The organism is Blastochloris tepida, from assembly GCF_003966715.1.
Taxonomy (GTDB): Bacteria; Pseudomonadota; Alphaproteobacteria; order Rhizobiales; family Xanthobacteraceae; genus Blastochloris; species Blastochloris tepida.
In genome coordinates, this window is the sequence record NZ_AP018907.1 from 1,388,647 (window position 1) to 1,411,279 (window position 22,633).

General features: G+C 68.5%; 22 protein-coding genes. 10 read left to right on the forward strand and 12 right to left on the reverse strand.

Translation table 11 applies throughout. The features are described 5' to 3' along the window. The first annotated feature begins 17 nt into the window (after positions 1–17). From BLTE_RS06405 to BLTE_RS06415, 3 genes are all read left to right on the forward strand, one after another. Positions 18–389, forward strand: coding sequence for a response regulator (locus BLTE_RS06405; protein ID WP_126398606.1), 372 nt, complete (start codon positions 18–20; stop codon positions 387–389). A gap of 8 nt (positions 390–397) precedes the next feature. Next, complete coding sequence (locus tag BLTE_RS06410; RefSeq protein ID WP_126398608.1) at positions 398–1,819, forward strand: PleD family two-component system response regulator; 1,422 nt, start codon at positions 398–400, stop codon at positions 1,817–1,819. Between the two features lie 962 nt (positions 1,820–2,781). Next, positions 2,782–3,888 (forward strand): helix-turn-helix transcriptional regulator, encoded by a 1,107-nt coding sequence (locus BLTE_RS06415; protein WP_126398610.1) that lies wholly within the window; start codon positions 2,782–2,784, stop codon positions 3,886–3,888. Between the two features lie 29 nt (positions 3,889–3,917). On the opposite strand, the gene BLTE_RS06420 is transcribed toward BLTE_RS06415, so the two are convergent. Together BLTE_RS06420 and BLTE_RS06425 are read right to left on the reverse strand one after the other, a co-directional pair. Next, entirely contained in the window at positions 3,918–4,118 is a 201-nt protein-coding gene (locus BLTE_RS06420; protein WP_126398612.1) for a hypothetical protein, read from the reverse strand. Between the two features lie 274 nt (positions 4,119–4,392). Next, positions 4,393–5,319 (reverse strand): cation diffusion facilitator family transporter, encoded by a 927-nt coding sequence (locus tag BLTE_RS06425; RefSeq protein WP_197723292.1) that lies wholly within the window; start codon positions 5,317–5,319, stop codon positions 4,393–4,395. Positions 5,320–5,874: 555 nt separating this feature from the next. Between BLTE_RS06425 and BLTE_RS06430 the strand changes: the two genes are divergently transcribed. Beyond that, a complete protein-coding gene (locus tag BLTE_RS06430) occupies positions 5,875–6,156 on the forward strand; it encodes a hypothetical protein (RefSeq protein WP_244600143.1) in 282 nt (93 codons plus the stop codon). Between the two features lie 123 nt (positions 6,157–6,279). Next, the gene (locus tag BLTE_RS06435; RefSeq protein WP_126398616.1) at positions 6,280–7,590 is read left to right on the forward strand and encodes an O-acetylhomoserine aminocarboxypropyltransferase/cysteine synthase family protein; all 1,311 of its coding nucleotides are present in this window, start codon (positions 6,280–6,282) and stop codon (positions 7,588–7,590) included. A 196-nt stretch (positions 7,591–7,786) separates the two neighbouring features. On the opposite strand, the gene BLTE_RS06440 is transcribed toward BLTE_RS06435, so the two are convergent. Next, positions 7,787–8,644, reverse strand: a complete 858-nt coding sequence (locus tag BLTE_RS06440) for a NapC/NirT family cytochrome c (RefSeq protein ID WP_126398618.1) — start codon at positions 8,642–8,644, stop codon at positions 7,787–7,789. Positions 8,645–8,949: 305 nt separating this feature from the next. On the opposite strand from BLTE_RS06440, the gene BLTE_RS06445 reads away from it, so the two are divergent. Genes BLTE_RS06445 through BLTE_RS06455 form a run of 3 tightly spaced genes read left to right on the forward strand, consistent with a single transcriptional unit; the run spans position 8,950 to position 11,107 of the window. Then, complete coding sequence (locus BLTE_RS06445; protein WP_174769524.1) at positions 8,950–10,095, forward strand: Ppx/GppA phosphatase family protein; 1,146 nt, start codon at positions 8,950–8,952, stop codon at positions 10,093–10,095. Continuing rightward, positions 10,092–10,787, forward strand: coding sequence for an RlmE family RNA methyltransferase (locus BLTE_RS06450; protein ID WP_126398622.1), 696 nt, complete (start codon positions 10,092–10,094; stop codon positions 10,785–10,787). Before BLTE_RS06445 ends, BLTE_RS06450 begins: the two co-directional genes overlap by 4 nt. Positions 10,788–10,831: 44 nt before the next feature. Next, positions 10,832–11,107, forward strand: coding sequence for a hypothetical protein (locus tag BLTE_RS06455; RefSeq protein ID WP_126398623.1), 276 nt, complete (start codon positions 10,832–10,834; stop codon positions 11,105–11,107). 40 nt (positions 11,108–11,147) lie between these two features. Here BLTE_RS06455 and BLTE_RS06460 read toward each other — a convergent pair whose 3' ends face one another. Beyond that, positions 11,148–11,498 (reverse strand): helix-turn-helix domain-containing protein, encoded by a 351-nt coding sequence (locus tag BLTE_RS06460; RefSeq protein WP_126398625.1) that lies wholly within the window; start codon positions 11,496–11,498, stop codon positions 11,148–11,150. 117 nt (positions 11,499–11,615) lie between these two features. Further along, on the reverse strand, positions 11,616–12,278 hold the full coding sequence (locus BLTE_RS06465) for an MT-A70 family methyltransferase (RefSeq protein WP_126398627.1): 663 nt from the start codon (positions 12,276–12,278) through the stop codon (positions 11,616–11,618). Positions 12,279–12,560: 282 nt separating this feature from the next. Between BLTE_RS06465 and BLTE_RS06470 the strand changes: the two genes are divergently transcribed. Next, on the forward strand, positions 12,561–14,411 hold the full coding sequence (locus BLTE_RS06470; protein ID WP_126398629.1) for an HAD-IIIC family phosphatase: 1,851 nt from the start codon (positions 12,561–12,563) through the stop codon (positions 14,409–14,411). Continuing rightward, entirely contained in the window at positions 14,399–15,169 is a 771-nt protein-coding gene (locus BLTE_RS06475) for a ChbG/HpnK family deacetylase (protein WP_126398631.1), read from the forward strand. Before BLTE_RS06470 ends, BLTE_RS06475 begins: the two co-directional genes overlap by 13 nt. On the opposite strand, the gene BLTE_RS06480 is transcribed toward BLTE_RS06475, so the two are convergent. The 7 genes from BLTE_RS06480 to BLTE_RS06510 all read right to left on the reverse strand — a co-directional run bounded on the left by BLTE_RS06480 (position 15,157) and on the right by BLTE_RS06510 (position 22,590). Then, positions 15,157–16,512: a lipopolysaccharide biosynthesis protein gene (locus tag BLTE_RS06480; RefSeq protein ID WP_126398633.1), complete on the reverse strand. Its 1,356-nt coding sequence runs from the start codon at positions 16,510–16,512 to the stop codon at positions 15,157–15,159. The two genes, BLTE_RS06475 and BLTE_RS06480, sit on opposite strands and share 13 nt — an antisense overlap. Next, the gene (locus tag BLTE_RS06485; protein ID WP_126398635.1) at positions 16,509–17,441 is read right to left on the reverse strand and encodes a glycosyltransferase family 2 protein; all 933 of its coding nucleotides are present in this window, start codon (positions 17,439–17,441) and stop codon (positions 16,509–16,511) included. Before BLTE_RS06485 ends, BLTE_RS06480 begins: the two co-directional genes overlap by 4 nt. Further along, the gene (locus BLTE_RS06490) at positions 17,442–18,821 is read right to left on the reverse strand and encodes an O-antigen ligase family protein (protein ID WP_126398637.1); all 1,380 of its coding nucleotides are present in this window, start codon (positions 18,819–18,821) and stop codon (positions 17,442–17,444) included. It abuts the gene before it with no gap. A gap of 249 nt (positions 18,822–19,070) precedes the next feature. Then, positions 19,071–20,246 carry a glycosyltransferase family 4 protein gene (locus tag BLTE_RS06495; RefSeq protein ID WP_126398639.1) on the reverse strand — a complete coding sequence of 392 codons (1,176 nt, stop codon included), beginning with the start codon at positions 20,244–20,246 and terminating at the stop codon, positions 19,071–19,073. Positions 20,247–20,829: 583 nt separating this feature from the next. Further along, positions 20,830–21,129 carry a hypothetical protein gene (locus BLTE_RS06500; RefSeq protein ID WP_126398641.1) on the reverse strand — a complete coding sequence of 100 codons (300 nt, stop codon included), beginning with the start codon at positions 21,127–21,129 and terminating at the stop codon, positions 20,830–20,832. Between the two features lie 7 nt (positions 21,130–21,136). After that, the gene (locus BLTE_RS18285) at positions 21,137–21,634 is read right to left on the reverse strand and encodes a hypothetical protein (RefSeq protein ID WP_174769526.1); all 498 of its coding nucleotides are present in this window, start codon (positions 21,632–21,634) and stop codon (positions 21,137–21,139) included. Positions 21,635–21,645: 11 nt separating this feature from the next. After that, complete coding sequence (locus tag BLTE_RS06510; protein WP_145988183.1) at positions 21,646–22,590, reverse strand: hypothetical protein; 945 nt, start codon at positions 22,588–22,590, stop codon at positions 21,646–21,648. Positions 22,591–22,633: the final 43 nt, after the last annotated feature.

Sequence of the window (22,633 nt, forward strand, 5' to 3'; positions counted from 1 at the left end):
GACCCGGAGTAGTGATCATGCCGAAAACCGTGCTCATCGTCGAGGACAACGAGCTCAATATGAAGCTCTTCCACGACCTGCTGGAAGCGCACGGCTATGCCACCCTGATGACGCGCAAGGGGATCGACGCGGTCGATCTCGCCCGTCAGCACATGCCCGACCTGATCCTGATGGACATCCAACTGCCCGAGGTCTCCGGGCTCGATGTCACAAAATGGATCAAGGACGACCCCAAGCTCAAGTCGATCCCGGTGGTCGCGGTCACCGCCTTCGCCATGAAGGGCGACGAGGAGCGCATCCGCAACGGCGGCTGCGAGGCCTATCTGTCCAAGCCGATCTCGATCGCCAAGTTCATCGAGACGGTCCGCCATTTCGTCGGGGAGGCCTGAGGCTTTCCATGACGGCGCGGGTTCTGGTCGTCGACGATGTTGCGACGAACGTGAAGCTGCTGGAAGCGCGGCTCAACGCCGACTATTTCGACGTGCTGACCGCCGAAAGCGGACCCGAGGCGCTGGAAATCTGCGCCCGCGCCCAGTGCGACATCGTGCTGCTCGACGTGATGATGCCCGGCATGGACGGGTTCGAAGTCTGCCGCCGCCTCAAGTCGAACCCGCTCACCCATCATATTCCGGTGATCATGATCACCGCGCTCAGCGGCGCCGCCGACCGGGTGCGGGGGCTCGAAGCCGGGGCCGACGACTTCCTCACCAAGCCGGTCGAGGACATCGCGCTCTTGACGCGGGTGCGCTCGCTGGTGCGGCTGAAGATGGCGCTGGACGAATTGCGGATTCGCGCGGTCTCGACCCGCGACATCGGTCTTGCGGGGTCCTTGGCCGGCTCCCTCTCCGATCCTTTTGCCGCGTCTTTTGCCGATCCGCTGGCCGAGGCGGTGATCGAGAGCGGCGTCGGCGGGCGGGTGCTGGTGGTGGAGGATCGCCCCGACGCGGCCCGGCGCATCGCCGCCGCGTTGGGCCATGAGCAGTCGGTCGAGATCGAATCCGACGCCCAGCGGGCGCTGTTCCGCGCCGCCGAGGGCGGTTTCGATCTGGTGATGGTGAGCCTGGGACTCGACGGCGTGGACGGGCTCAGGCTGTGCAGCCAGCTCAGGTCGCTCGACCGCACCCGCCACGTGCCGTTGCTGCTGCTGGTCGAGGCCGAGGACAATGAGCGGCTGCTGCGCGGGCTCGACCTTGGGGTGAACGACTATCTGGTGCGGCCGATCGATCGCCAGGAGCTGCTGGCGCGGGTGCGCACCCAGGTGCGAAAGCGCCGCTATGCCAGTCGCTTGCGGGACAATGTCCAGCATTCGCTGGAGCTTGCCATCAGCGATGCGCTGACCGGCCTGCACAATCGCCACTATCTCGGCAGCCACCTCGGGGCGGTGATCGAGCAGGCCACCGCCCGCGGCAAGCCGGTGTCGCTGCTGCTGATCGATATCGACCACTTCAAGAGCGTCAACGACACCTGGGGCCACGACGCCGGCGACGACGTGCTGCGCGAGTTCGCGCTCAGGCTCAAGCGCTGCATCCGCGGCATCGATCTGGCCTGCCGCTATGGCGGCGAGGAATTCGTGGTGGTGATGCCGGAAACCGACCTCGCCGCCGCCGAGGCGGTGGCCGAGCGCATCCGCCGCCAGATCGCCGCCGAGCCCTTTGCCATCCACAAGGGCACCCGCCATCTCGACGTGACGATCTCGATCGGAATCGCGGCCCGGCAGGGGTCGTCGGACGGGGCCGACGCCATCCTGAAACGGGCGGACGAGGCGCTCTACCGGGCCAAGCGCGGCGGGCGGAACCGCGTCGAGGCGGATGCAGCCTGAGGGCGCAGGCGTAACCTTAAACTTTTACGTAGTTTCCGACGCGCTGCGCCAGCGCGGCGTATTGCCATTGATTCCCGCACGCGTTGGGGTAGTTTCCCCAACGACGAGAGTCTTCGCAGGCCACCCGGACGTGGCGAATGCCTGCAGCTCTCCAGCGATAACCCTACGGAATGCTCAGGTCCGCCGCATCTCCTGGGTCCGTGGGGTCTGGCCGGCCGGGCCGTGCGCGAGAGGCCTCCTTGCGTGCGACACCCGGCCGGCCTCCTTTGATTCCAGCCGCCGGTTTCTCCCGCTTCAGACCAGCCGCCCCAGACGCTGACGCGTCGGGCCGCGGTCTCTCGCTGATTTTCTCATCCGAAATCAAATATTTGCCACCGGCAACCCGACCCGCCTGGGATGAAGGCGCCTCGCCGCCGGGAGCGTTCGGGTGGGGTCTGCCCGGGCACTTTCTGTTTGGAGCGTCCGATCTGACTGCATCAGATCGGACGCTCTAAGTCTTTGGTTTGTCGAATTCTCTTTCGCAAAACCGGTGCCCGGTTTTGCGGAGAATGCTCTGGACGACGGGCGTCGGGGTATTCTGCGCACCCCCCACCCCCGACCCCTCCCCACCATTCACTGCGTTCATGGGGGGAGGGGAGAAGACGCGCCTTTTTCTCCCCTCCCCCCGCGAGCTTCGCGAGCGGTGGGGAGGGGTCGGGGGTGGGGGGCTTCTTCGAGGGGCGCGCGGCGAAGCCCGAAACCAGAAATTGGCCGGAAGCCCTCTCGGCTTGCCACCGGCAACCCGACCCGCCGGCGATGAAAGCGCCTCGCTGCCGGGAGCCGTTGGGTGGCGTCTGCCCGGGCACTTTCTGTTGAGACGGTTCCCGCGTCGGCGGAGACGGCCGCTGCTCGCTTGAGTTGTCGCGCTCTCTGTCGCAAAACCGGTTTTCGGTTTTGCCGAGGGTGCTCCGGGGGAAGAGGCCGTGTTCGAAGCGGATGTTCTTGTCGAGACGATCTACGAAGCGAGCGTCGTCCCCGAGCATTGGCCGGACGTGCTGAGGCGGATTGCCGAATACTCCGGCTGCAAGGGCGGCATGCTGGTCGCCAACCCGCACCGGCCGGACTTCCGGTGGGTGGCCTCCGAGAACCTCGTGGCGCCGATGACGGCCTATGCCCGCGACGGCTGGGCCACTCGCAACCCCAAGCCGGGGCGGCTCGCCGGCCTGCGCCATCCCGGCTTCGTGTGCGACAGCGACCTGTTCAACCTGCAGGAACTGGAGAACGAGCCGATCTATGTCGAACTCTCGCGGCCGCACGGCTTCTGGTTCTCGGTCGGCACCATGATCACCGTTCCGACCGGCGACCTGCTGGTGTTCGACATCCAGCGCGCCGATGGCCGGCCGCCGATCGAACGCGAGGCGGTGGCGCGGCTCGATGACGTGCGCCCGCACCTCGCCCGTGCCGCACTGATCGCGGCACGCCTCGGCCTCGAGCGCGCCCGCGCCATGACCGCCACGCTGAACGGCCTCGGCCTGCCCGGCGCGGCGTTCGGACATGACGGGCGGGTGCTTGCCAGCAATCCGCTGCTCGACCAGTTGCCGGCCCAGTTCGTGCCGCGCGCCTTCGGCCATCTGGCGCTCGCCGATCCGGCGGCGAACGCCCTGCTGCAGGAGGCGCTGCAGCGCGTCGCGGTCCGCGGACCGGTGGAGGGCGTGATGTCGTTTCCGGTGCCGGCCGTGGACGACCACCCCGCCTTGATCGCCCATGTGCTGCCGGTTCGCCGCACCGCCCATGATCTCTTCACCGGCGCCGTCGCCTTGCTGGCGGCAACGCCGCTGTCGGCGCCGCAGGCCCTGTCCGAGGGTCTGCTGAGCGGGCTGTTCGACCTCACGCCGGCCGAGGCGCGCGTGGCGCGGGCGGTGATCGAGGGCCAGTCGGTGACCGACTATGCCCGGACGGTCGGCCTGTCGCCGGAAACCACGCGCACCCAGCTGAAATCCGTGTTCGCCAAGACCGGCACCCGGCGCCAGGGCGAGCTCGTGGCCCTGCTCGCGGGCAAGGCCCTTCCGCCCGACGCGCAGGGCGTTTGATCGCGGCGCCGACGTCTTCGGGAAACGCCTCAATTCACGTTCGTCCGTGTCTCGATGACCTGAATGCGCGCGTGATGCTGCTCAAGCTCGAGGCGGGCCATGGCGAGGCAGAATCCGGCGATGCCGCTGATGCGGCGCGCTTCCTCCTCCACATACGCGATGATCTGCACAATCGACATCGCGCTCAGGGGATCGGCCGACGGGTGGCTGTCCTGTTCCTCTTCCGACACTTTCGAACTCCCTCCCTGGATTGTGTACGTCAGCCGATCGCGAACACGAGCGGAGCGTGCTGACGGTTTTCGGCGGTCGGAATTCGGTTGTCCGGCCCGATCAGGCGGAAACCGTTTGGCCGGCCGAATTCATCCTTGGGGGGAGGCGCGCACCCCGCGATGGCGCCTCAGGCTCTCATTCGACCATTCCTCAAGGTAGGCTGGCGGCCGCTCTTCCCGCATCACCCAATTGGGGTATCCGACGGTTCTGCGGCTCTCTCGGCCGGTAACTGTCTCACTCCGCCCATTCCCGGTCGCCGGTGAAGACGATGGTCAGCCAGCGATCCGGCCCCTCGCCGCCGATCGCCGTGCCGATCTCGTCGCGCAGGCCGTCCCATGCGGCGATGGTGCGGGCCGGCATGTCCGGCGGCACGATGAAATAGAGCTCGATCACCCGCGAGCGGCCGACCTTGGCGACATAGGCGTAATAGGCGGAAAAACCGTGCTGGCGGACGGCCGCCTGCGCCACCTCGTCGACGTGCTGCTTGAGGTCGGCCGGCGTGACCAGGAACATGTCGGAGAGCGCCTGCCGCACGGTGGAGATCGGCAAGGGCGCGATGACCAGCGAGATCACCGCCAGCACCGCCGGGTCGATATAGGGCGAGATGCCCTGCCACGGCGTGCCCTCGACGGCGTAGCCCAGGCAGAAGGCGACGAGCAGCGCGGCGGTGATGCCCGCCGACATGACCCAGCCCTTGATGTCGAGCGTCACGAAATCGGAGCGGATGCGGCGGTTGGCGCGCACCTGGATGGCGGCCATCGCCGCGCAGGCGACGACGGTGACGGCGGCATAGACGATCGCCAGATCGAATTCGAGCGCGCGCCCGCCCTCCAGCAGGCTGCCGATCGCGTTGATGAAGGCGTAGATGGCGATGCCGCTGAGCAGCATGCCGTCGAACGCCAGCACCATCGGCTCCAGATGCCAGAAGCCCATGGTGAAGCGGTCGCGCAGGATGGCGGGCAGGCGGTTCGAGGTGGCGTGGCGGGTGATGAGGCTCGCGACGATGAGCGACAGACCGCTCATCGACGCATCGAACAGCGAATAGACGCCGTCGAAGACGATGGAGAACGAGCCCGAGGCGAGGCCGAAGACGATGCCGAGCAGCGAGATGACCAGCGTCGCGGCGATCGAGGTTCGCAGCACGCCGCGCTCGTCCGTCATGCCGAAGAATGCACCGCGCTCAGCCATCGTCCTCATCCTTTCGCGCCCGGCGGCAGCCTGCGTCCGGGTGTACGCCCTTGCCGTCCTGCGCGCACCGCTTCGCAAGGCCGGAGAAAATTCATCTCCGCCGGCAGCGGCAAAGACGACGCCTTTCCCTTAGCCGCGACAAAATGACAAAGGCAATCGCCTTGCTTTTGCACGGCCGAGGCCGCACTTTTTCCACGCAGCCTGATGATGATTTGTCAGTCTGCCGCGGGATTTGATGGAGCAGCTTGCGCCGCGTCAAAAAGAGCTAAAGCGCCACGAAGCGGTTCGTGGGCTCCTTCGACACATGGAAACGGCCACAATGCGCTTCCTTCCTTCAGAGTTTTCGAAATCCAAGTTCTTCCAGTCCTCCTCGTCTTCGGCGCCGCAACATCGCGTCGCCCGCCTTGCCGGCTGTTGCGTACCGGCCATGGCGGCGTGTCGCGCCATCGCGCTCTAGACGCCCCGACGCTCGATCCCCTCAGTTTCGACCGGACACGGGCCGCCCTTCGAGGCGGCAGGAGACGACTGATGACCGTTCATACGACCCCGACTGTTCACACGACCCCCGACCGCGCCGACGCTCGCGAGGCCGCCCATCACGCTGCGCTGCCGCATGCGTTCGTCGTCGAGGTCGACGGCGCGACCGTCGGCATCGTCGTCCGCGACGGCGAGGACGACAATGATTTCCGCTTCTATGCCTCGACCCACGCCGTGAACGCACTCGAGCAGCAGCGCTTCCGCACGCCGCGCGCCGCCCAGCGCGCCGCCCAGGCGCTGCTGCGCAATCGCCGCCTGCCGCGCGCGGCGTGAGACGAACGGCCCCCGAGCAACGGCCCCACATCGCCGACGCGTGAGAGCGTCGGCACGGTGGGGCCGTTCGCACGGCGCCAATCTCAACGACCGACCCAACAGACCGTTATCTGCGAGACCGTCATGACCCAGAGCACGCATCCCGAAACGCTGTCGCTGCACGCCGGCTGGCGTGCCGATCCCGCCACCGGCTCGGTGGCGGTGCCGATCTATCAGACCACCTCCTACCAGTTCCGCGACACCGAGCACGCCGCCAACCTGTTCGCGCTGGCCGAGCTCGGCAACATCTATACGCGCATCATGAACCCCACCAACGATGTGCTGGAGAAGCGCGTCGCGGCGCTGGAGGGCGGGGTGGCGGCGCTGGCCGTCGCCTCGGGTCAGGCAGCCTCGGCCTTCGCGCTGCAAAATCTGGCGAAGGCCGGCGACAATGTCGTCTCCTCCACCGATCTCTATGGCGGCACCTGGAACCTGTTCGCCAACACGCTGAAGGACCAGGGCATCGAGGTGCGTTTCGTCGATCCCTCCGATCCCGAGAACTTCCGCCGCGCCACCGACGCCAGAACCCGCGCCTATTATGCCGAGACGCTGCCGAACCCGAAGCTGCGCGTGTTCCCGATCGCCGAGGTGGCCGACATCGGCCGCGAATACGGCATCCCGCTGATCGTCGACAACACCGCGGCACCCATCCTGGCGCGGCCGCTCGATCACGGCGCGGCGGTGGTGGTCTATTCCTCGACCAAATATCTCGGCGGCCACGGCACCTCGATCGGCGGGCTGATCGTCGACGGCGGCAATTTCGACTGGGCGAAGTTCCCGGAGCGCCAGCCGGCGCTGAACACCCCGGACCCGAGCTATCATGGCGCGATCTGGACGGAGGCGGTGAAGCCGCTCGGGCCGATCGCCTACATCATCAAGGCCCGCACCACGCTGTTGCGTGACCTCGGCGCGGCGCTGTCGCCGTTCAACGCCTTCCTGACGCTGCAGGGCATCGAGACGCTGACGCTGCGGGTCGAGCGCCATTCGCAGAACGCGCTCGCCGTGGCCAACTGGCTCGCCAAGCGGCCGGAAGTGGTGAAGGTGATCCACCCCAGCCAGCAGTCCGGCATTGAGCGCCAGCGCGCCGACAAGTATCTCAAGGGCGGCTATGGCGGCCTCGTCGGCTTCGAGCTGGCGGGCGGGCGCGAGGCCGGGCGGCGCTTCATCGATGCGCTGCAGCTGTTCTACCACGTCGCCAATATCGGCGATGCGCGCAGCCTCGCCATCCATCCGGCGACTACCACGCACTCGCAGCTGTCGCCCGAGGACCAGGCGGCCACCGGCGTGTCGGACGGCTATGTGCGGCTGTCGATCGGCCTCGAGCACATCGACGACATCCTCGCCGATATCGAGCGCGGCCTTTCCGCCGCCGGCACGGTGGCCAGGGCGGCGTGAACGGGGGCCTGTCGTCGTCCCCGGCGAACGAAGTGAGACCCGGGACCGTTTTCCGGAAGGGGCCTTCTTCCGGATGACGATCCCGGCTCGCGCAGCTTCGCTGCTTGGCCGGGATGACAAGGCCCAGCCGTCGTCCCGGGCGAGGCAAAGCCGAGACCCGGGACCGTGTTCAAGATGAGGTGGCCCTTCCGACGCCTCACTGCCCGGGCATCTTGCCGGGCGCGGTGTGGCACAGCATGCAGTTCACGCCCTCGCGGATGGCGATGGGGTGCTTCTTGGTCGGGTCCGGCGACTGGCCGGGCCGCACCGGCTGGTCGGTGACGCCCTTGTGGCAGGCGATGCACGAGGCCGGATCGGTCACCGGCGGGTGGGTGGCCTTCATCGGCGCCTGGGTGGTCCCGGGCGTCGGCGCCGGCAACTGGGCCTGAGCCTGCATCTGGGCGGGTGCCGCCGTACCCGGCGCGGTCGCCACCGGCGCCGTGCTCACCGCTAAGGGCTTGGGCGCCTCGGGCAGCTTGTGGGCGATACCCTTGTGGCAGTCGATGCAGGTCATGCCTGCCGCCAGCGCCGCCGGGTGGACGTCGCGCGCCGCGGTGTGCTGGCGCGCGCGGTCCATCGCCGCCACATTGTGGCAGTGCCGGCACTCGGCGGAATCATTGGCCTTCATCTCCGCCCACACCTTGGCGGCCAGCGCCGCGCGGTGAGTCTCGAACTTCTCCGGCGTGTCGATGGTGCCGAGCGCCCAGTGATAGATCTCGTTGATCGAGCCGATCTTGTGCACGAACTTGGCCGGCCAGGCGCGCGGCACGTGGCAGTCGGCGCAGGTTGCCTGCACGCCGGAGGCGTTGGCGAAGTGCACGGTGGTCTGATACTCGGGCCAGACCGCCTGCTTCATCTCGTGACAGGAGACGCAGAATTCCTGCCGGTTCGAGGCCTCCACCACCGCGTCGAAGCCGATCAGCAGCGTCGCGCCCAGCACCGCGCCGCCGACCACCAGCCCGGCACCGCCGAGAAAGCGCGGGTCGCGAAGTTTCGTCCGAATACCATCCAACATCGCTTGCCTCCGTTGAAGGCTGGCAGTTTTCGACTGCGGGCAGATTTCCGGTGGGGGAGCCACTGCCACCCCTGAGATGGGCCTGCCGGCCCTGTGGGGAAATCCGTAAAGCTGCGCTTGACGCTCCCGTGCCGCAGCCGCCCCGCGCCTTGATGCTTCTGCAACATTTGGCGCATTCGCCGGCCCATGCCGGGAGACATCCGTTGCGGGGGGCGGCGTGCCGTTGCTACAGTACCCGCGAAATGGATGGATCGGCCGTCCCGTCGAGCGCCCCCGTGGCGATCCGGGCACCGGAAAGGGTCGGCATGTCGGAGGAGATGGCCCCGGCGATACACGCGCCAGGGGGACGCGGTGGCGAGTGTCCCGAGGGGCGGCCGGAGGGACGACACTGGTTCCGCCGGCCGGGCGGCATCGCCCAGGTGCGGCCGGCCTATGCCGCGCTCGATCTCGGCACCAACAACTGCCGGCTGCTGATCGCCCGGCCGACCCATGACGGATTCCGCGTGGTCGGCGCGTTCTCGCGCATCGTCCGGCTCGGCGAGGGGCTGTCGGCCTCGGGCCGGCTCAGCGAGGCGGCGATGGTGCGGGCCATCGACGCGCTGGCGGTGTGCCGCGACCGGCTGAAGGCCTATGGCGTCCACCGCATGCGGCTGATCGCCACCGAGGCCTGCCGCGCCGCCGGCAATGCCGGCGACTTCATCGACCGCGTTCGCGACAAGACCGGCCTGGCGCTGGAGATCATCAACCGCGAGACCGAGGCGCGGCTCGCCGCCGGCGGCTGTACCACGCTGGTCGACACGCGGGTGGACGGGGCGCTGCTGTTCGACATCGGCGGCGGCTCGTCGGAGATCGTCTGGCTCGGGCCGCCGACCAGCGCCGAGGCCGGGCCGCCGCGCGCCGACATCCGCGCCTGGGCGTCGCTGCCGGTGGGGGTGGTGACGCTGGCCGAGCGCCATGGCGGCCATCAGGTCGACCGCGCGGTGTTCGAGGCGATGGTGGCCGAGGTCGCCGACCTGCTGCGCACCTTCCCCGGCGCCGAGGAGGTGCGGCGCACCCCGGCCCGCCATCTGCTCGGCACCTCCGGCACGGTGACCACCATTGCCGGCGTGCATCTCGGCCTGCCGCGCTACGACCGCCGCATGGTCGATGGCGTGTGGCTCGCCGAATCCGACATCGCCCGCGTCACCGAGATGCTGCTGACGATGAGCTGGTCCGAGCGCGCCGCCAATGCCTGCATCGGCACCGACCGCGCCGATCTGGTGCTGGCCGGCTGCGCCATTCTCGAAGCCATCCGCCGCGCCTTCCCGGCCGAGCGGCTGCGGGTGGCCGATCGCGGCTTGCGCGAGGGCATTCTGGTGGAATTGATGCGCGCCGATGCGGTGTGGCGCCGACGCCGGCCGCACGAGCGGCAAGGACACGAGGGCGGCATGAGCGGGACGGGCGCGGCATGAGCGGCAAACGCAGCGATGGCGACCGCCCGCTCGCGGTGCGGCTGAAGACGGCGCGCGGCCGCACCACCTCGCAGCAGCAGTGGCTGAACCGCCAGCTCAACGACCCCTATGTCGCCCGCGCCAAGCGCGAGGGCTACCGCTCGCGCGCCGCCTTCAAGCTGGTCGAGATCGACGACAAGTACCGGTTTCTCAAGCGCGGCCAGCGGGTGGTCGATCTCGGCGCCGCACCCGGCGGCTGGAGCCAGGTGGCGGCGCAGCGCGTCGGGGCGGCCTCCGGGCAGGGCCGGGTGGTGGCGATCGACCTGCTGGACATGGCGCCGGTGGCCGGCGTCGATTTCGAGATGATGGACTTTCTCGATCCCACCGCGCCCGAGCGGCTGAAGGCCACGCTCGGCGGGCCGGCCGACATCGTGCTGTCGGACATGGCGGCCAACGCCACCGGCCACAAGGCCACCGACCATCTGCGCATCGTCGCGCTGGTGGAACTGGCCGCCGAGTTCGCCCGCGAGGTGCTGGCGCCGGGCGGGGCGTTCCTCGCCAAGGTGCTGCAGGGCGGCACCGAGAAGACGCTGCTGGCCAACCTCAAGCGCGACTTCGCCAAGGTGGTCCACGTCAAGCCGCCGGCAAGCCGCGCCGATTCGGCCGAACTCTACGTGCTGGCCACCGGTTTCCGCCGGCCGGCCGAGGGGTGAGGCGGTTTCCGGTTGAGACGGGCTCCATGCGGAGGGAAACGGCAATGAGCGGGAAGGTGCGAACCGGCAGGGCGGCTTCGGTGCTGCTCCTGTCGTTGGTTCTGACGCTGCCGGCGTCGGCGCAGGTCACGCAGCGGACCAATAATGGCGGGGTGCCGCAGCGGCCGTCCGACTCGCAGCTCTACGGCAATCAATGGTCCAAGCCGCAGTCGTGGCAGCAGGCGCCGACGCACAATCGCGACCCGTTGGACCGGCGGCCGGACCGGCCGTGCCGGTTCGGCGAAAAGCCCGACGCGATCAGCCTGTCGAACTGCCGCTGAGGACGAGTTCCTGCGGTTTCCGGATCGGCCGGAAACCGGATCACGCGCCGCCGCGGGCGGGGCCGTCCGGGTGCAGGCGCTCGACCTCCGCCAGCACGTCGGCGATCCGGCCTGAACGCATCAGGTCGATGGCGGTGGCGCCGGTGAGGCCGGACAGGGCGGCGTGAAGCCACGCGGAAACCTCATCGGCCGAGCGGGTGGTGGCCAGCCGCTCGACGATGTAATGCAATTGGCCGATCGAGGTACGGGTGCCGAGATCGGGGGCGGCCTCGCCGCGCATCCAGCGGGCGACCGTCGCCGGGGCGACCGACAGGATTTCGGCGATGTCGTCGCTGTGCAGCCCGCCGCGGTCGCGCAGATCGGCAAGGGTCTTCTGAACCACCGGCGACATCGGCGCCTCCTGCCATCCTGGCTTGTGCGAATGGCTTGCACACTTGTGTGTCGCTACGGCGACACTTGCGTGTCGGCCGGCACAATTGGCGTTGCGGAAGGTCGCCTGGCGATGCCCTTAGCGGAGGGCGGTATCCCGGTCGGTTGCCGAGTTGTGGCGGTAGGTCGTCCAGCTCGGCGCGTAGGAGGCGTCGGCCTCGTTGCCCCAGGTCGCCCAGGCCGCCCGCGTGCCGCGGCCGAACAGTTCGAGATGCGGCCCCGGCGAGCAGGATTCGATCAGCTCGTACTGCTCGTCGGGCTTGCGGGAATGCTCGCGCTTGCGGGTGCCGATATAGTTGACCTGGGTGCGGCCGGGGTCGAGCGTGCGGGCATGGCGGCCGCGGACGCCGAACAGCAGCAACTCGGTGACGTTTCGGAAATAGAAGCCGACGCCGCGGCCGTCGCTGCCGCCGTCCCGGCGCAGCTTGTGCCAGACGATGTTGGACTTGTAGGCGAAGCCCCAGGCGGACATCACCGCCAGCCCCTCCGGCAAGAGCGCGTTGGGCACCCACAGATAGAGGTGGGCGGTGGGCCGGACGATCGGCGCCACCGGCAGCGCCATGATCTCGGCCAGCGACAGCGTGCCGTAGCGCGACAGCCGGCGGTGCTCGGGCGCGACCTTGCCGGTGCGGTTGACGAACTGCCAGGGCGGATCGGCCAGCACGGTGGCGAAGGTCCTGCCCGCTGCGAAGCGCAGCAGGTCCGCCGCAGGCGAGGGCAGGGTGTCGCTGGATTCCGGCATTCGCTGGACTCCGCCGCCGTGGTTCGGGCCGGACCATCGCGAATGGTGGCCCGCGCACCTATTTCATGAGCGCACGGGCGGTTGTGCAAGTCCAGTCGCGCAAATGCGTCCGCCGCCGCGGTTTCCGGGTCACCGGAATGATACAGGTGTTCACTAAGACCGGATTGCGGATGATCCCTGCGGGATTTTCGGCGATCGGAACACGGCTCGAAGGCCTGACCGGCCGGAAGCCGCATCGGATGCCGCCGCACGCCAGGATGCGACTGCGCCCCGGGACGAAGCATGTATCAGGTCGATTGGTCCCAGCACGCGCGCTGGCGGCATGATGAGGCGCCGGCAACCCTGCCGGCGACGCGGCTCGACCCCGCCGATGTGGCGGGCGTGATGCTGCTCCATTGGCAGGAGCACTGCGTCGAATGCGCGGTGCCGCTGTGCTATTCGAGTTGCCGGCTCTATGTCGCGCGGGCCGACAACCGGTGTGCGCGCTTCGCCCATGGCATCGTCCGCGTTCCGGCGGCGGGCGGCCCGCTCGGGTTCGGCGCTGATATCCGCTTCCGCCGCTGGGGCAAGCTGGAGGCCGAGATCACCGGCCGCCGCGTTTCGCTGCCCGCCCAGGCCGGTCTCGACCGCATCGATGGCGCGGCGGCGCGGCTCGCCGCGGCCGCGCGTCCGCTCGGCCGGCTGGTCGATCCCTCGCGCAGCATCGCCAACGACGTTCTCGACAGGCTGCGGGCACAGGCGTTCCGCCGGTTGGGCCAGCCGTGCCGCGACTACGATGCCTTCGTGATCGAGTGCTTCAATCCCGGCGAGACGGTGGTGCGGCTCAGCGTGACGATGTTCGCGGGCGCCGCCGCGGTGATGCGCCACGGCATCGATCTTTCTCCCGGCGCCAACTTCGCCGCCATACCGATCACGCTGCCGGCCGATCCCGGCGGCGACGGGCCCTATCGGCTGACGGTTCATCCGGATGGCGACGCCGAGGCCCGGCTGATCTTCACCTGGCTCGATTTCGTCGCGCTGCGCGCGGGCGCACGCCTGCCCGAGGCCGCGCCCTCGAAGAGCGTTCCCGCCGCCAAGGTGAAATGCGTCGCCTGGGATCTCGACAACACAGTGTGGCGCGGCGTGCTGGTCGAGGACGGCGCGGCGGGCCTGACCATCCGGCCCGAGGCGGTGGCGCTGGTGCACCGGCTCGATGAGCGCGGCATCATCCAGACCATCGTCAGCAAGAACAATCACGACGAGGCGATGGCGGTTCTGCGCGATGCCGGGCTCGCGGACCACTTCCTCCATCCCGCCATCAATTGGGGACAGAAGAGCGCCAATCTCCGCCAGATCGCGACGCGCCTCAATATCGGCCTCGACACCTTCGCGCTGATCGACGACCAGCCGTTCGAGCGCCAGGAGGTGGCCAGCGCCCTGCCGATGGTGCGCACCTATCCGGAAGTGCCGCTCGACGCCCTGCTGGAGCGGCCGGAATTCGACGTGCCGGTGACGTCGGCCAGCCGGCAGCGGCGGCTGTCCTATCTCACCGAGGTCGAGCGCGAGCGCGCGCTCGAAGTGTTCTCCGGCGATTATGCCGGGTTCCTGCGCTCGTGCGGGATCACGGTGCGCATCTTCACGCCATCCACCCCGCAGGAGATCGCCCGTTGCCTGGAGCTGATCGACCGCACCAACCAGCTCAATCTCTCCGGCCGGCGCTATGAGCCGCAGGCCTTCGCCGAGCTGTTGGCCGATCCGGCCGTGCTGTGCTTCGCCATCGACTGTGCGGACCGCTTCGGCAGCTACGGCCTCGTCGGCTTCGCCAGCATCGCCGGCTGGGACGGCACGCCGACGCTGCGCGATTTTGTGATGTCCTGCCGGGTCGCTCAGAAGCGGGTGGAGCACTGCGTGCTCGGCTGGGCCGCCCGCCGCGCCAGGGCGCGCGGCCATGCGAAGCTGAATGCCGACCTGCGCGTCACCGCCCGCAACACGCCGCTGACCAAGGTGTTCGAGGACATGCGGTTCGCCACCGAAACAGCGGAGGCCGACCGGCGCCTGCTGTCGCTCGATCTCGCCCAGGCCGACCTCGACGATGACGGCATCATCGGGCTGGACAGCCGCGCGCTGGACGAGGTCGCAGCATGCGGCGCCTGATCGTCAATGCCGATGATCTCGGCCATTCGGATGCGGTCAATGCCGCCATCTTCGCGCTGATGGCGAGCGGCCACGTCACCTCGGCCAGCCTGATGATGAACGCGCCGGCGGTGGAGGCGGCGGTCCGCGAGATCGCGCGCTTCCCCGGCCGGTCGTTCGGCGTCCATCTCAACGCCACCGACTTTCCGCCGCTCTGCCGCGACGCCGGCCTCGCCGTGCTGTGCGACGGCACCGGCAGCCTGCATACGGAATGGGCGCGGGGCCGGCGGCATCTTCCCCGCCGCGCCCGGCAGGCGGTGTTCGCGGAATGGTGCGCGCAGGTCGAGCGCGCGCTCGCGCTCGGCGTGCCGGTGTCGCACCTCGACTCGCACCATCATCTGCACACCCATCCCAGCCTGTTCCTGGTGCTCAAGCGGGTGCAGCGGCGCTTCGGCATCCGCAGGGTGCGGCTGGCGCGAAACCTGTTCGCGGCGGGCGAGCATGTCCGGCCGGGGTTCGCCGCCGGCACCGCCGCCTGGAACCTGGCGCTGCGGACGATCTACCGCACCCGCACCGCCGATGCCTTCACCGCCTTCCGGACGTTTCACGAGCGCGCGCAGAATGAACGGACCCGGGCCGGCCTGTCCTGGCAGGGCACGCTCGAACTGATGTGCCATCCCGGCGGCGAGATGTTCGCGGCGGAGACGCGCCTTCTCGCCTCCGACTGGCGCGAAACGCTGGCCGGCGGCGCCGAGCTCATCAGCTATCACGAGGTGTGAGACAGCCTCTCGGCCACCGCGCCGGCCGCCGGCTGCGTCGCCCGCAGCAGGGCGACGCTCGACAGCGCCGCCACCGTGGCGATGGAGGCGACGATCGCCCACAGCACGCCGGCGGTGCCGAACAGCGGCGCCAGGACGAGGCCGGACGCCACGAAGACGGCGAGGCTCACCAGCCGGATGGTGAAGATCGTCCGCGTCCGCCCCAGCGCGAGCAGGCCGACGCCGGTTCCCTGGCTCGCCGCATCGATCAGCACGCCGATGGCCAGCGGCCAGACCAGCGGCGCGGCCGCGACGATCTCCGGCTTGCCGTAGATCAGGCCGAGCACCTCGGCCGGCCACGTGAGCAGGACGGCGCAGTAGCCGGCCGCCAAGATGACGAGGGGAGTGACGCTGAGGAATCCGAGACGGCGCAACTGGGCGAGGTCGGACCGGGCGACCGCCTGCAGGAACTTGTGCGAGAACGCCACGATGATGGCGCCGTTGGCCTGATAGACCGGCGAATAGATGTTGATGAGGGCGCGAACCACGCCGCCGGCCGCCGGCCCGGCAACGGCCGCCACCATCGGGATGACGCCCTGGCCGGAAAACCAGTGCACGATGTTGGCGGGCAGCATCCAGCGGCCGCTGCGCAGCATGGCCTGCGCATCGGCGATGAGATCGGCGCGCGAGACCCGGCGTGCGGGAATGATCCCGTGGGCGATGCCGATGCCCACCACCACCATGCTGGCCGCGGCCAGCGCCAGCAGGGCGGTGAGCGATGTGAGCAGGTGCGTCAGGGCGAGCACCGCCGAAAGCACGAACAGCGTGGCGGCGAAAGAGCCGCCCGCGAGGGCGGCAACCGCCTGCCGGTCCGCCAGGTAGCAGAGCCGGCGGATCAGCGCGTGCACCCGCTGGATCGGCGAGACGATGGCCAGACACAGAAGCAGGCTGCCGAATTCCGCCGACCAGGTGAGCGCCACCAGACCGAAGGCGGCGATCGCCACGCTGACGGCGCCGGCAAGCGCCAGATAGACCCAGAGCGCCGAGGCCCGCAGCGATTCGGTGGCCGCGGCCGCCGCCTGCGGCGAGGCTCCCTGCCGCCGGCCCAGAAGCTCGACCAGCGGATCGGCGACCAGCGAGGTGGTGACGACCTCGGCCAGAAGCGAGATCGTCCACACCACGCTGAAGAAGCCGAAGCTCTCGATGGGCAGGATGTTGGCGAGCAGGACCACGAACAGGAAGTTCGCCGTGCTCGAAAATCCCTGGTCCAGGATGGCGAAGCTGATCCGCCCGCGCCAATGGGCGACGAAGTCGCGGATGGCGGCGAGCCGGCTCGACGGGTGCAGCGGGGCCTCTTGCGTCACAGTTCGGCGGCCCGCTCCGGCCGGCCGCGGCCGAGCACGACGTCCTTGACGGCGAGGAGATTGCCGGCGAGCAGGCCGCGCCGGTCGCGCCAGGGGTCGCCGCCGCGCAGATGGCCCACCGCATTGCCGATGCAGCAGCGCAGGATGTTGCGCGCGGCGTAGTAGGGCGGCAGCACGCCCTTGCGCATCAGGTACCAGGAGTTCGCCACCTGCGAATAGCCGAACCGCACGCCCGGCACGCGCCCCGTCCGGGTGCCGAGGTGGACGCCCCAGAGATAGTCGGTCCAGATCATGCTGTGCCATCTGACCCGGCTGTTCCACCCGGCGCCGGCGGTGCGGAAGGAGAAGTCGAGGTCCTCCAGCCAGCCATAGAGCACGAGGCGCTCGTCGAACAGCATGTTCCGGATCGCCGCGGCGCGGAACACCATGTTGCAGCCATAGGGGCCGATGCCTGAGCGCACCGTGCTGCCGGCCAAGCTTGAGGGCAGCGCCGCGCGGTCGCGGGCCTCGACCAGCGCCAGACCCTCCGCCCAGTCGATGCCGCCGAAGCCGGCGCCGTCCGCCAGCACGAGGCCGCTGGCGCTGACGATGTCGGGGCGGGCGGCCATCACCTGCTGCAGGCGCTCGATCCAGAAGCGCGAGGGGATGAAGTCGTCGTCGAGGAAGGTGACGATGTCGACATCGTCGCGGATCGCCACCAGCGCCCGGTTGCGCTGGGCGGTGAGGCCGGCGCTGCCGAACATGATGTCCACCGGCGCACCGGCGATGGAGCGGGTGGCGGCGTCGGCCGCAGCGATGTCCTCGGGGCCGGTGGCGGAGACGACGATGCGCGCCGGGGGCACCGACTGGGCGCCGAGATGAGCCAACAGCCGGCCCAGGACCTCCGGCCGGCCCTTGGTGGCGATGATGAGACCGGTGCGCAGGGCCATCTAGCTCACCACCGGCAGGTTGGCGGGCTTGTCCTGGCCCCGGTCCTCGCCGCCGGGAAAAGCGGGCCTTACCGCCAGCGGCTTGACCAGCGGCGGGCCGGCCTTCAGCCGGAATCGGCCGGGCCTGCGCTCCAGGCTGCGGTAGAGCGCCGAGATCTTGAAGAACAACGTGAAGAAGATCACGGTCGAGAACCCGTTGTGCAACGGAATGTCGCTTTCGCCGAACGCATGCACGCAAAGGCCGACCAGGACGGCGACCGGGAAGGTGGTCAGCGCGTGGTGCGACCGGATGGCGACGATGGTGCCCCGCCACAGTCCCTGCGCCGTAATCAAGCAAAACAGCGACAGGCCGATGACCCCGGTCTGGATGCCGATGTCGAGCAGGGAATTGTGGAAATTGGCGATGCCGCCTTCGAGCGACAGCCGGGCGGCGAGAATCTTCACCGCACCGCCGGGGACGAAGAAGCCCGTGTAGCCGTAGCCGATCCAGGGCTTCTCCAGGAAGGACTCCGACCACCAGCTCCACAGCACCGTCCGCCCGGTGAGGTCGGACGACCGGCCGAGCAGGCCGAGCGCCCAATCCGGATCGTAGGCGACGACAAGGGCGCCGCAGAGCGCCACCAGGGCGGCGGCGTTGACCCAGAAGGCTCGGCGCGTGTTCAGCGACGACACCCAGATCATGACGCTGAAAATGACCATCACCACGATGATGGCCAGGGCCGCACCGGTCATCAGCAGGCAGAGCCCACTCGAGACGAGGCCGGCAAACAGGAGCTTGCGGCTGTAGCGCTGGCTGCGGTCGAGCAGCAGCGTGAGAAACAGCGCGACACCGACAGCAAAGGCGAGGCCGGCCAGATTCTTGTGGCCGAACAGCCCGGACAGGGAGTCGAAGCCGAGCAGCGTCTGTCGCTGGATGACGTCGTCGGATCCGTATTTCGTCCCGAACAGGATCAGATTGACGACATGAACCGGGATGACGGCAAACATGACGTAGACGAGCAGCCGGACGATCTTTTCGAGCGAAAATACCACCGACAGCCAGGCGCAGAATGCAAACGTGAAGTACAGCGACAACAGGCGCACGAGGTCGCCGTGGTCATCTCCATTGACGATCTCGGACAGCAGGTAGGCCAGCGCGAACAGCGTCACCGGAAAATTGAAGGCGAATACCGGCAGAACCAGCCGGAAACGCAGCGCGATCATCCACCCCACCAGGAAATAGAGGGTCGCCCACACCATCTTGTAGGAGGATGACTGGCCGATGCTGGCGCTCGATTCCGTGCTCAGGCCGAATGCGCCGTATAGGACGCCGGACATCATGAACAGCGTGATAAAGGCAAAGACATATTCGAGGGGACGCGCGTAGTTCCGGTCGTTCATCTCCGCGTCCTTTCGAGCATCCCATGCGCGATCCGGCCCTTGGGCCGGAGTCTTGTCGCTCAGTCGCTGAAAATCCCGTTATCGAACAAGGATTTTCGGCGAACGTGTTTCCGGTGTCCCGAGGGGATCAGCCGGCAGCGGCATCAAACGTTTCGCGCCAGCGGCAAAGCCGCATCGTCGAGAGCTGTCGTCCGGTGTCCGTTGGTTGCGTGCCGATCGGCGCTGCCGATCCAGCGTCGAGCAGGATGGTCAATTCCGTGCCGTATTGCCCTTGCCATTGCAGGATGCATCCGCAGAACCTTCGGTAGCGATCGAACGTCTTGCAGCGGGAAGTAACGACATCGGGAACGACAGTCCTTTGATATACGCGCTGGCCGACTCTTCCAAGCTGTAGCGGCCGGCGGCGGCGATTGCGGCGCGCGACAGCGCTTCCCACCGCGGCCGGTCGATGACGGTGGCGGCGATGGTGGCGGCCCACGCCTCGACATCGAAGCCGCGAACGAAGCCCGAGGCGCCATCGACCACCAGATCGCCGGCCGCCCCGGTGAAGGGCGACACGATGCAGGGCGTGCCGCACTGCATCGCCTCGTTGCAGACGAGGCCCCAGGCCTCGCTCGACGAGGGCAGGGCCAGCATGCGCGCGGACAGGAAGGCGGTGGCGATCCGCTCCGGCGGGATGAAGGGGGTGTAGTCGAATTGCAGCCCGGCATTCGACAGCGCCTGCAGCGCCGCGTGCGGCGGGGTGTTGCTGTCGGCGACGATGTGCAGCCGCAGATCGGGGATGCGGCGCTTCAGGGCGAGCGCGACATCGAAGAAGAACGGCGCATTCTTGCGCGGGTCGTCGATACGGGCGCACCACAACAGATGATGGGGCCGTTCGTCGAACCCCGGCACCTCGGCCGGGGCGGGCCAGGACGGGATGATGTGGGCGACGAAGATGCGCGGCGGCGCGATGCCCTCTTCCAGGAAATACTGCCGGCCCTTCTCGCTCGAACAGATGAAGGCCGCCGACCTGCCGAACACCAGCGGGCGGACGGCGCGATGAAACGGGCTCATGGGCATGATGTGGCGCCAGCCATCGGTCATGAACACCAGCGGCCTGCGGTGGACGACGCTCCACAGCGCGGCGATCAGCATGGTGGGGTAGAGGCCGTTGATGGCGACGACATCGGGCGACAGGCGGGAGAGCGCGCGCCAGATGCCGGGATTGAGGTGGGCGATCCGCCGGTCCTTCAGCGCGTGCGAAAAGCCGCGCAGCACGATGTGCTGGTAGTCCGAGGCATAGGTGCCCGTCCAGTTCCTGTCCTGTTCGCGCTCGGTGCAGGACAGGACGGAGATGCGCAGGTCCGAGGTCCGAACAACGCAATTGAACAGCCTGTTCGTGTAGGGCGTCACCATGTTATTGCAGATTGCAACGTGCATCATGAGACCGCCTTGCGTCCAAATCTTCTTCTCGAGGCGCGGCGACGATGAAGTCCGCGCGCGGGGCCGGCCGCCTCACCATCGGGCGCCGGGCGTTCGTCCCGGGCGGCCGCGTGCCGCCCGCACGGTCTTCTTCCGGTCGACCTTCGTCATCCGGTTTCCGGTTGATCCCGTCGGGATGCCGGAAACGGTCTCGTCGAAAATCCCAGGTCCTCAAGAGAGACTCGATAACGGGATTTCCGGCGATCGGAATACGGTGTTCCGGCTGGATCAGCCGGAAGCCGTATCACGGACCGGCGTGTTTGAGCGCCCGAACATAACGGGCGGATGATGGCCGAAAGACATCTCGGTGACGTTGCGGCCCGGCGTCGATGGAAGCAGCGGCGGGGGCTATCCGCGCTACGCGCCGCCACCGGCGCGGCGCCTCGCTCGGGAGCCTCGCTGTGGCGGCCGTGAAATGGTGAGCCCGCTGGGACTCGAACCCAGGACCCCAAGATTAAAAGTCTAGGGTAAGCCATTGAAATAACTAAGCGACATTCCTCCCGCGAGATTTCTCTCGCGGGAGGTTAATGTATTCTGGGCGCGATCACGAGATGGCGTGAGCCAGCTTCGGGAGCATCCAGGCAATGCAGCCGCCAATCGCCATGGCGGCCGTCGTGATCTGGACGAGCACCCACCAGCCGCCATGGATTTTCGAGAGGGCGGCATCAAACTTCCCAACCATCTTATCGAGATCGACCCTCATCGCCCTCGTGTCGGCCGCCATCTGCGTCATGGCCGCGCGAGAGTGCTTCGCCTCTACCTCCAAAATGGTGATGCGGTCGCGGGCCTCGCCGTCGAATGGGCACGCGCGGTGGGGCGTCGGGCAGGGCTCAGGGTCCATCATGGTGGCCTCACTTTCCGAGGATAGACTTCAGGGTGTGGCCGCCCATCAGGAAGGTGGTCACGATGCCGGCATAGGCCACGAAGGCCGAGAAGTCGGTCGTCACCGTCTCGCCCGTCACGGCGTTGATGATCGGTCCGATCAGGAGCTGCCAGATGCCGAGCACGGGCACGGACCAGCCGGCGAGCCGGCGCCAGCCGTAGCCGGTCCAGCCCTCGGTCTTCTCGTCGCGCGCGAGCTGCGTCGCGAACGCGATCTGGGCATGGGCGTAGGCGATCAGCTCAGGCCCATACTGCTGTTCGATGTGCTGGACGGCCTGGGCCGCAGCGTTCGGGTTCTCGTCGATGGCGGCGCCGATAGCCTCAGGCGTGGCCGGCACGCCGAGGGCGCCACCGAGGGCGCCACCGATTCGCTCGCCGATGGCGGCGCCGGCAGGCCCGCCGACGAGCCCGCCGAGCAGCGAGCCGCCGACTTTGGCGAGGGGTCCAGCGAGGTCCGTCCAATCCACTTCCGCCTCCCTTATTGGGCCGTTTGCGTCCAGTCGTGGCCGTGAGCCGGGCCGGGGAGCGCGGCCCGCTTGTCCGCCCAGGCGTCAAGCTCCGCGGCGGCCCGGCGGAGCGTCACCTCCGCCTTGACGAGCACCCCGACGCGCCACAGGAGCCACACGGCGAGGCAAAGCAGGCCGATGGCGCCGAACCACAGGGCGACGGACGTCCAATCGACGGCCGCCACGGCGTCGCTCGGCGCGGCCGGCCGGATGGCCTCCGCGCTGCCAGCGCCACCGCCGCCAGCACTGAGAACGACGGCGCCGCCAGCGGCCGCCTCGGCGCGCTCCTTCTGGTGGTCCGCCTCGACCTCAAGGTCGGCCTTGGACGGGATGGCCGGGGAGGGGAGCTGGCTCCCCGAATCAAGCTCGAGCACCCGCGCGATGATCGGCATGACGCCGGGTTGCCGGTCGGTCACGCCAGGGTCGAACTTGCCATCGGCGACATACTTGCCGATCTGCTGGTGGCTGGTGCCGGCCCACAGATAGGGCGAGCGGCGCCCCATGCGCCGATAGCCGAAGCCGTTGTAGCGCTCGGCCTCATAGGCCATGCGGGCGTGCGTCCAATCGCCGACCTTGTGCAGCCCCTTCAGCACGCACAGCGCATCGAACGCGCTGTCCGAGAACTTGAACGGCGGCTTGGCCGGCGCCGGCAGGCGGCCCGCCGGCACATTGACGGTCCGGTTGGACAGGGGATCGCCGTTGTGGACGTGGCGCTTCGTGTTGCAGGCGGACTCGCGCTCCAGGATGGCGCCGATCCAATACCAGGGGATGCCGGTCTTGGCCGAGGTCTCAAGGAGGAGCGGCTTGATCTTGAGGATGCGCTTGGCCGCGCGGTCAATTCGCGCGGCATCGGTAATCAGCATCGAGGCGAGAAGCCCTTCGGCTTCCGCTCGGTAGGCGTCAGTAAATGCGGCCATATCAAAGCCCCGCGCGGTTGGTCTCACATTCCTCAGCGGGACC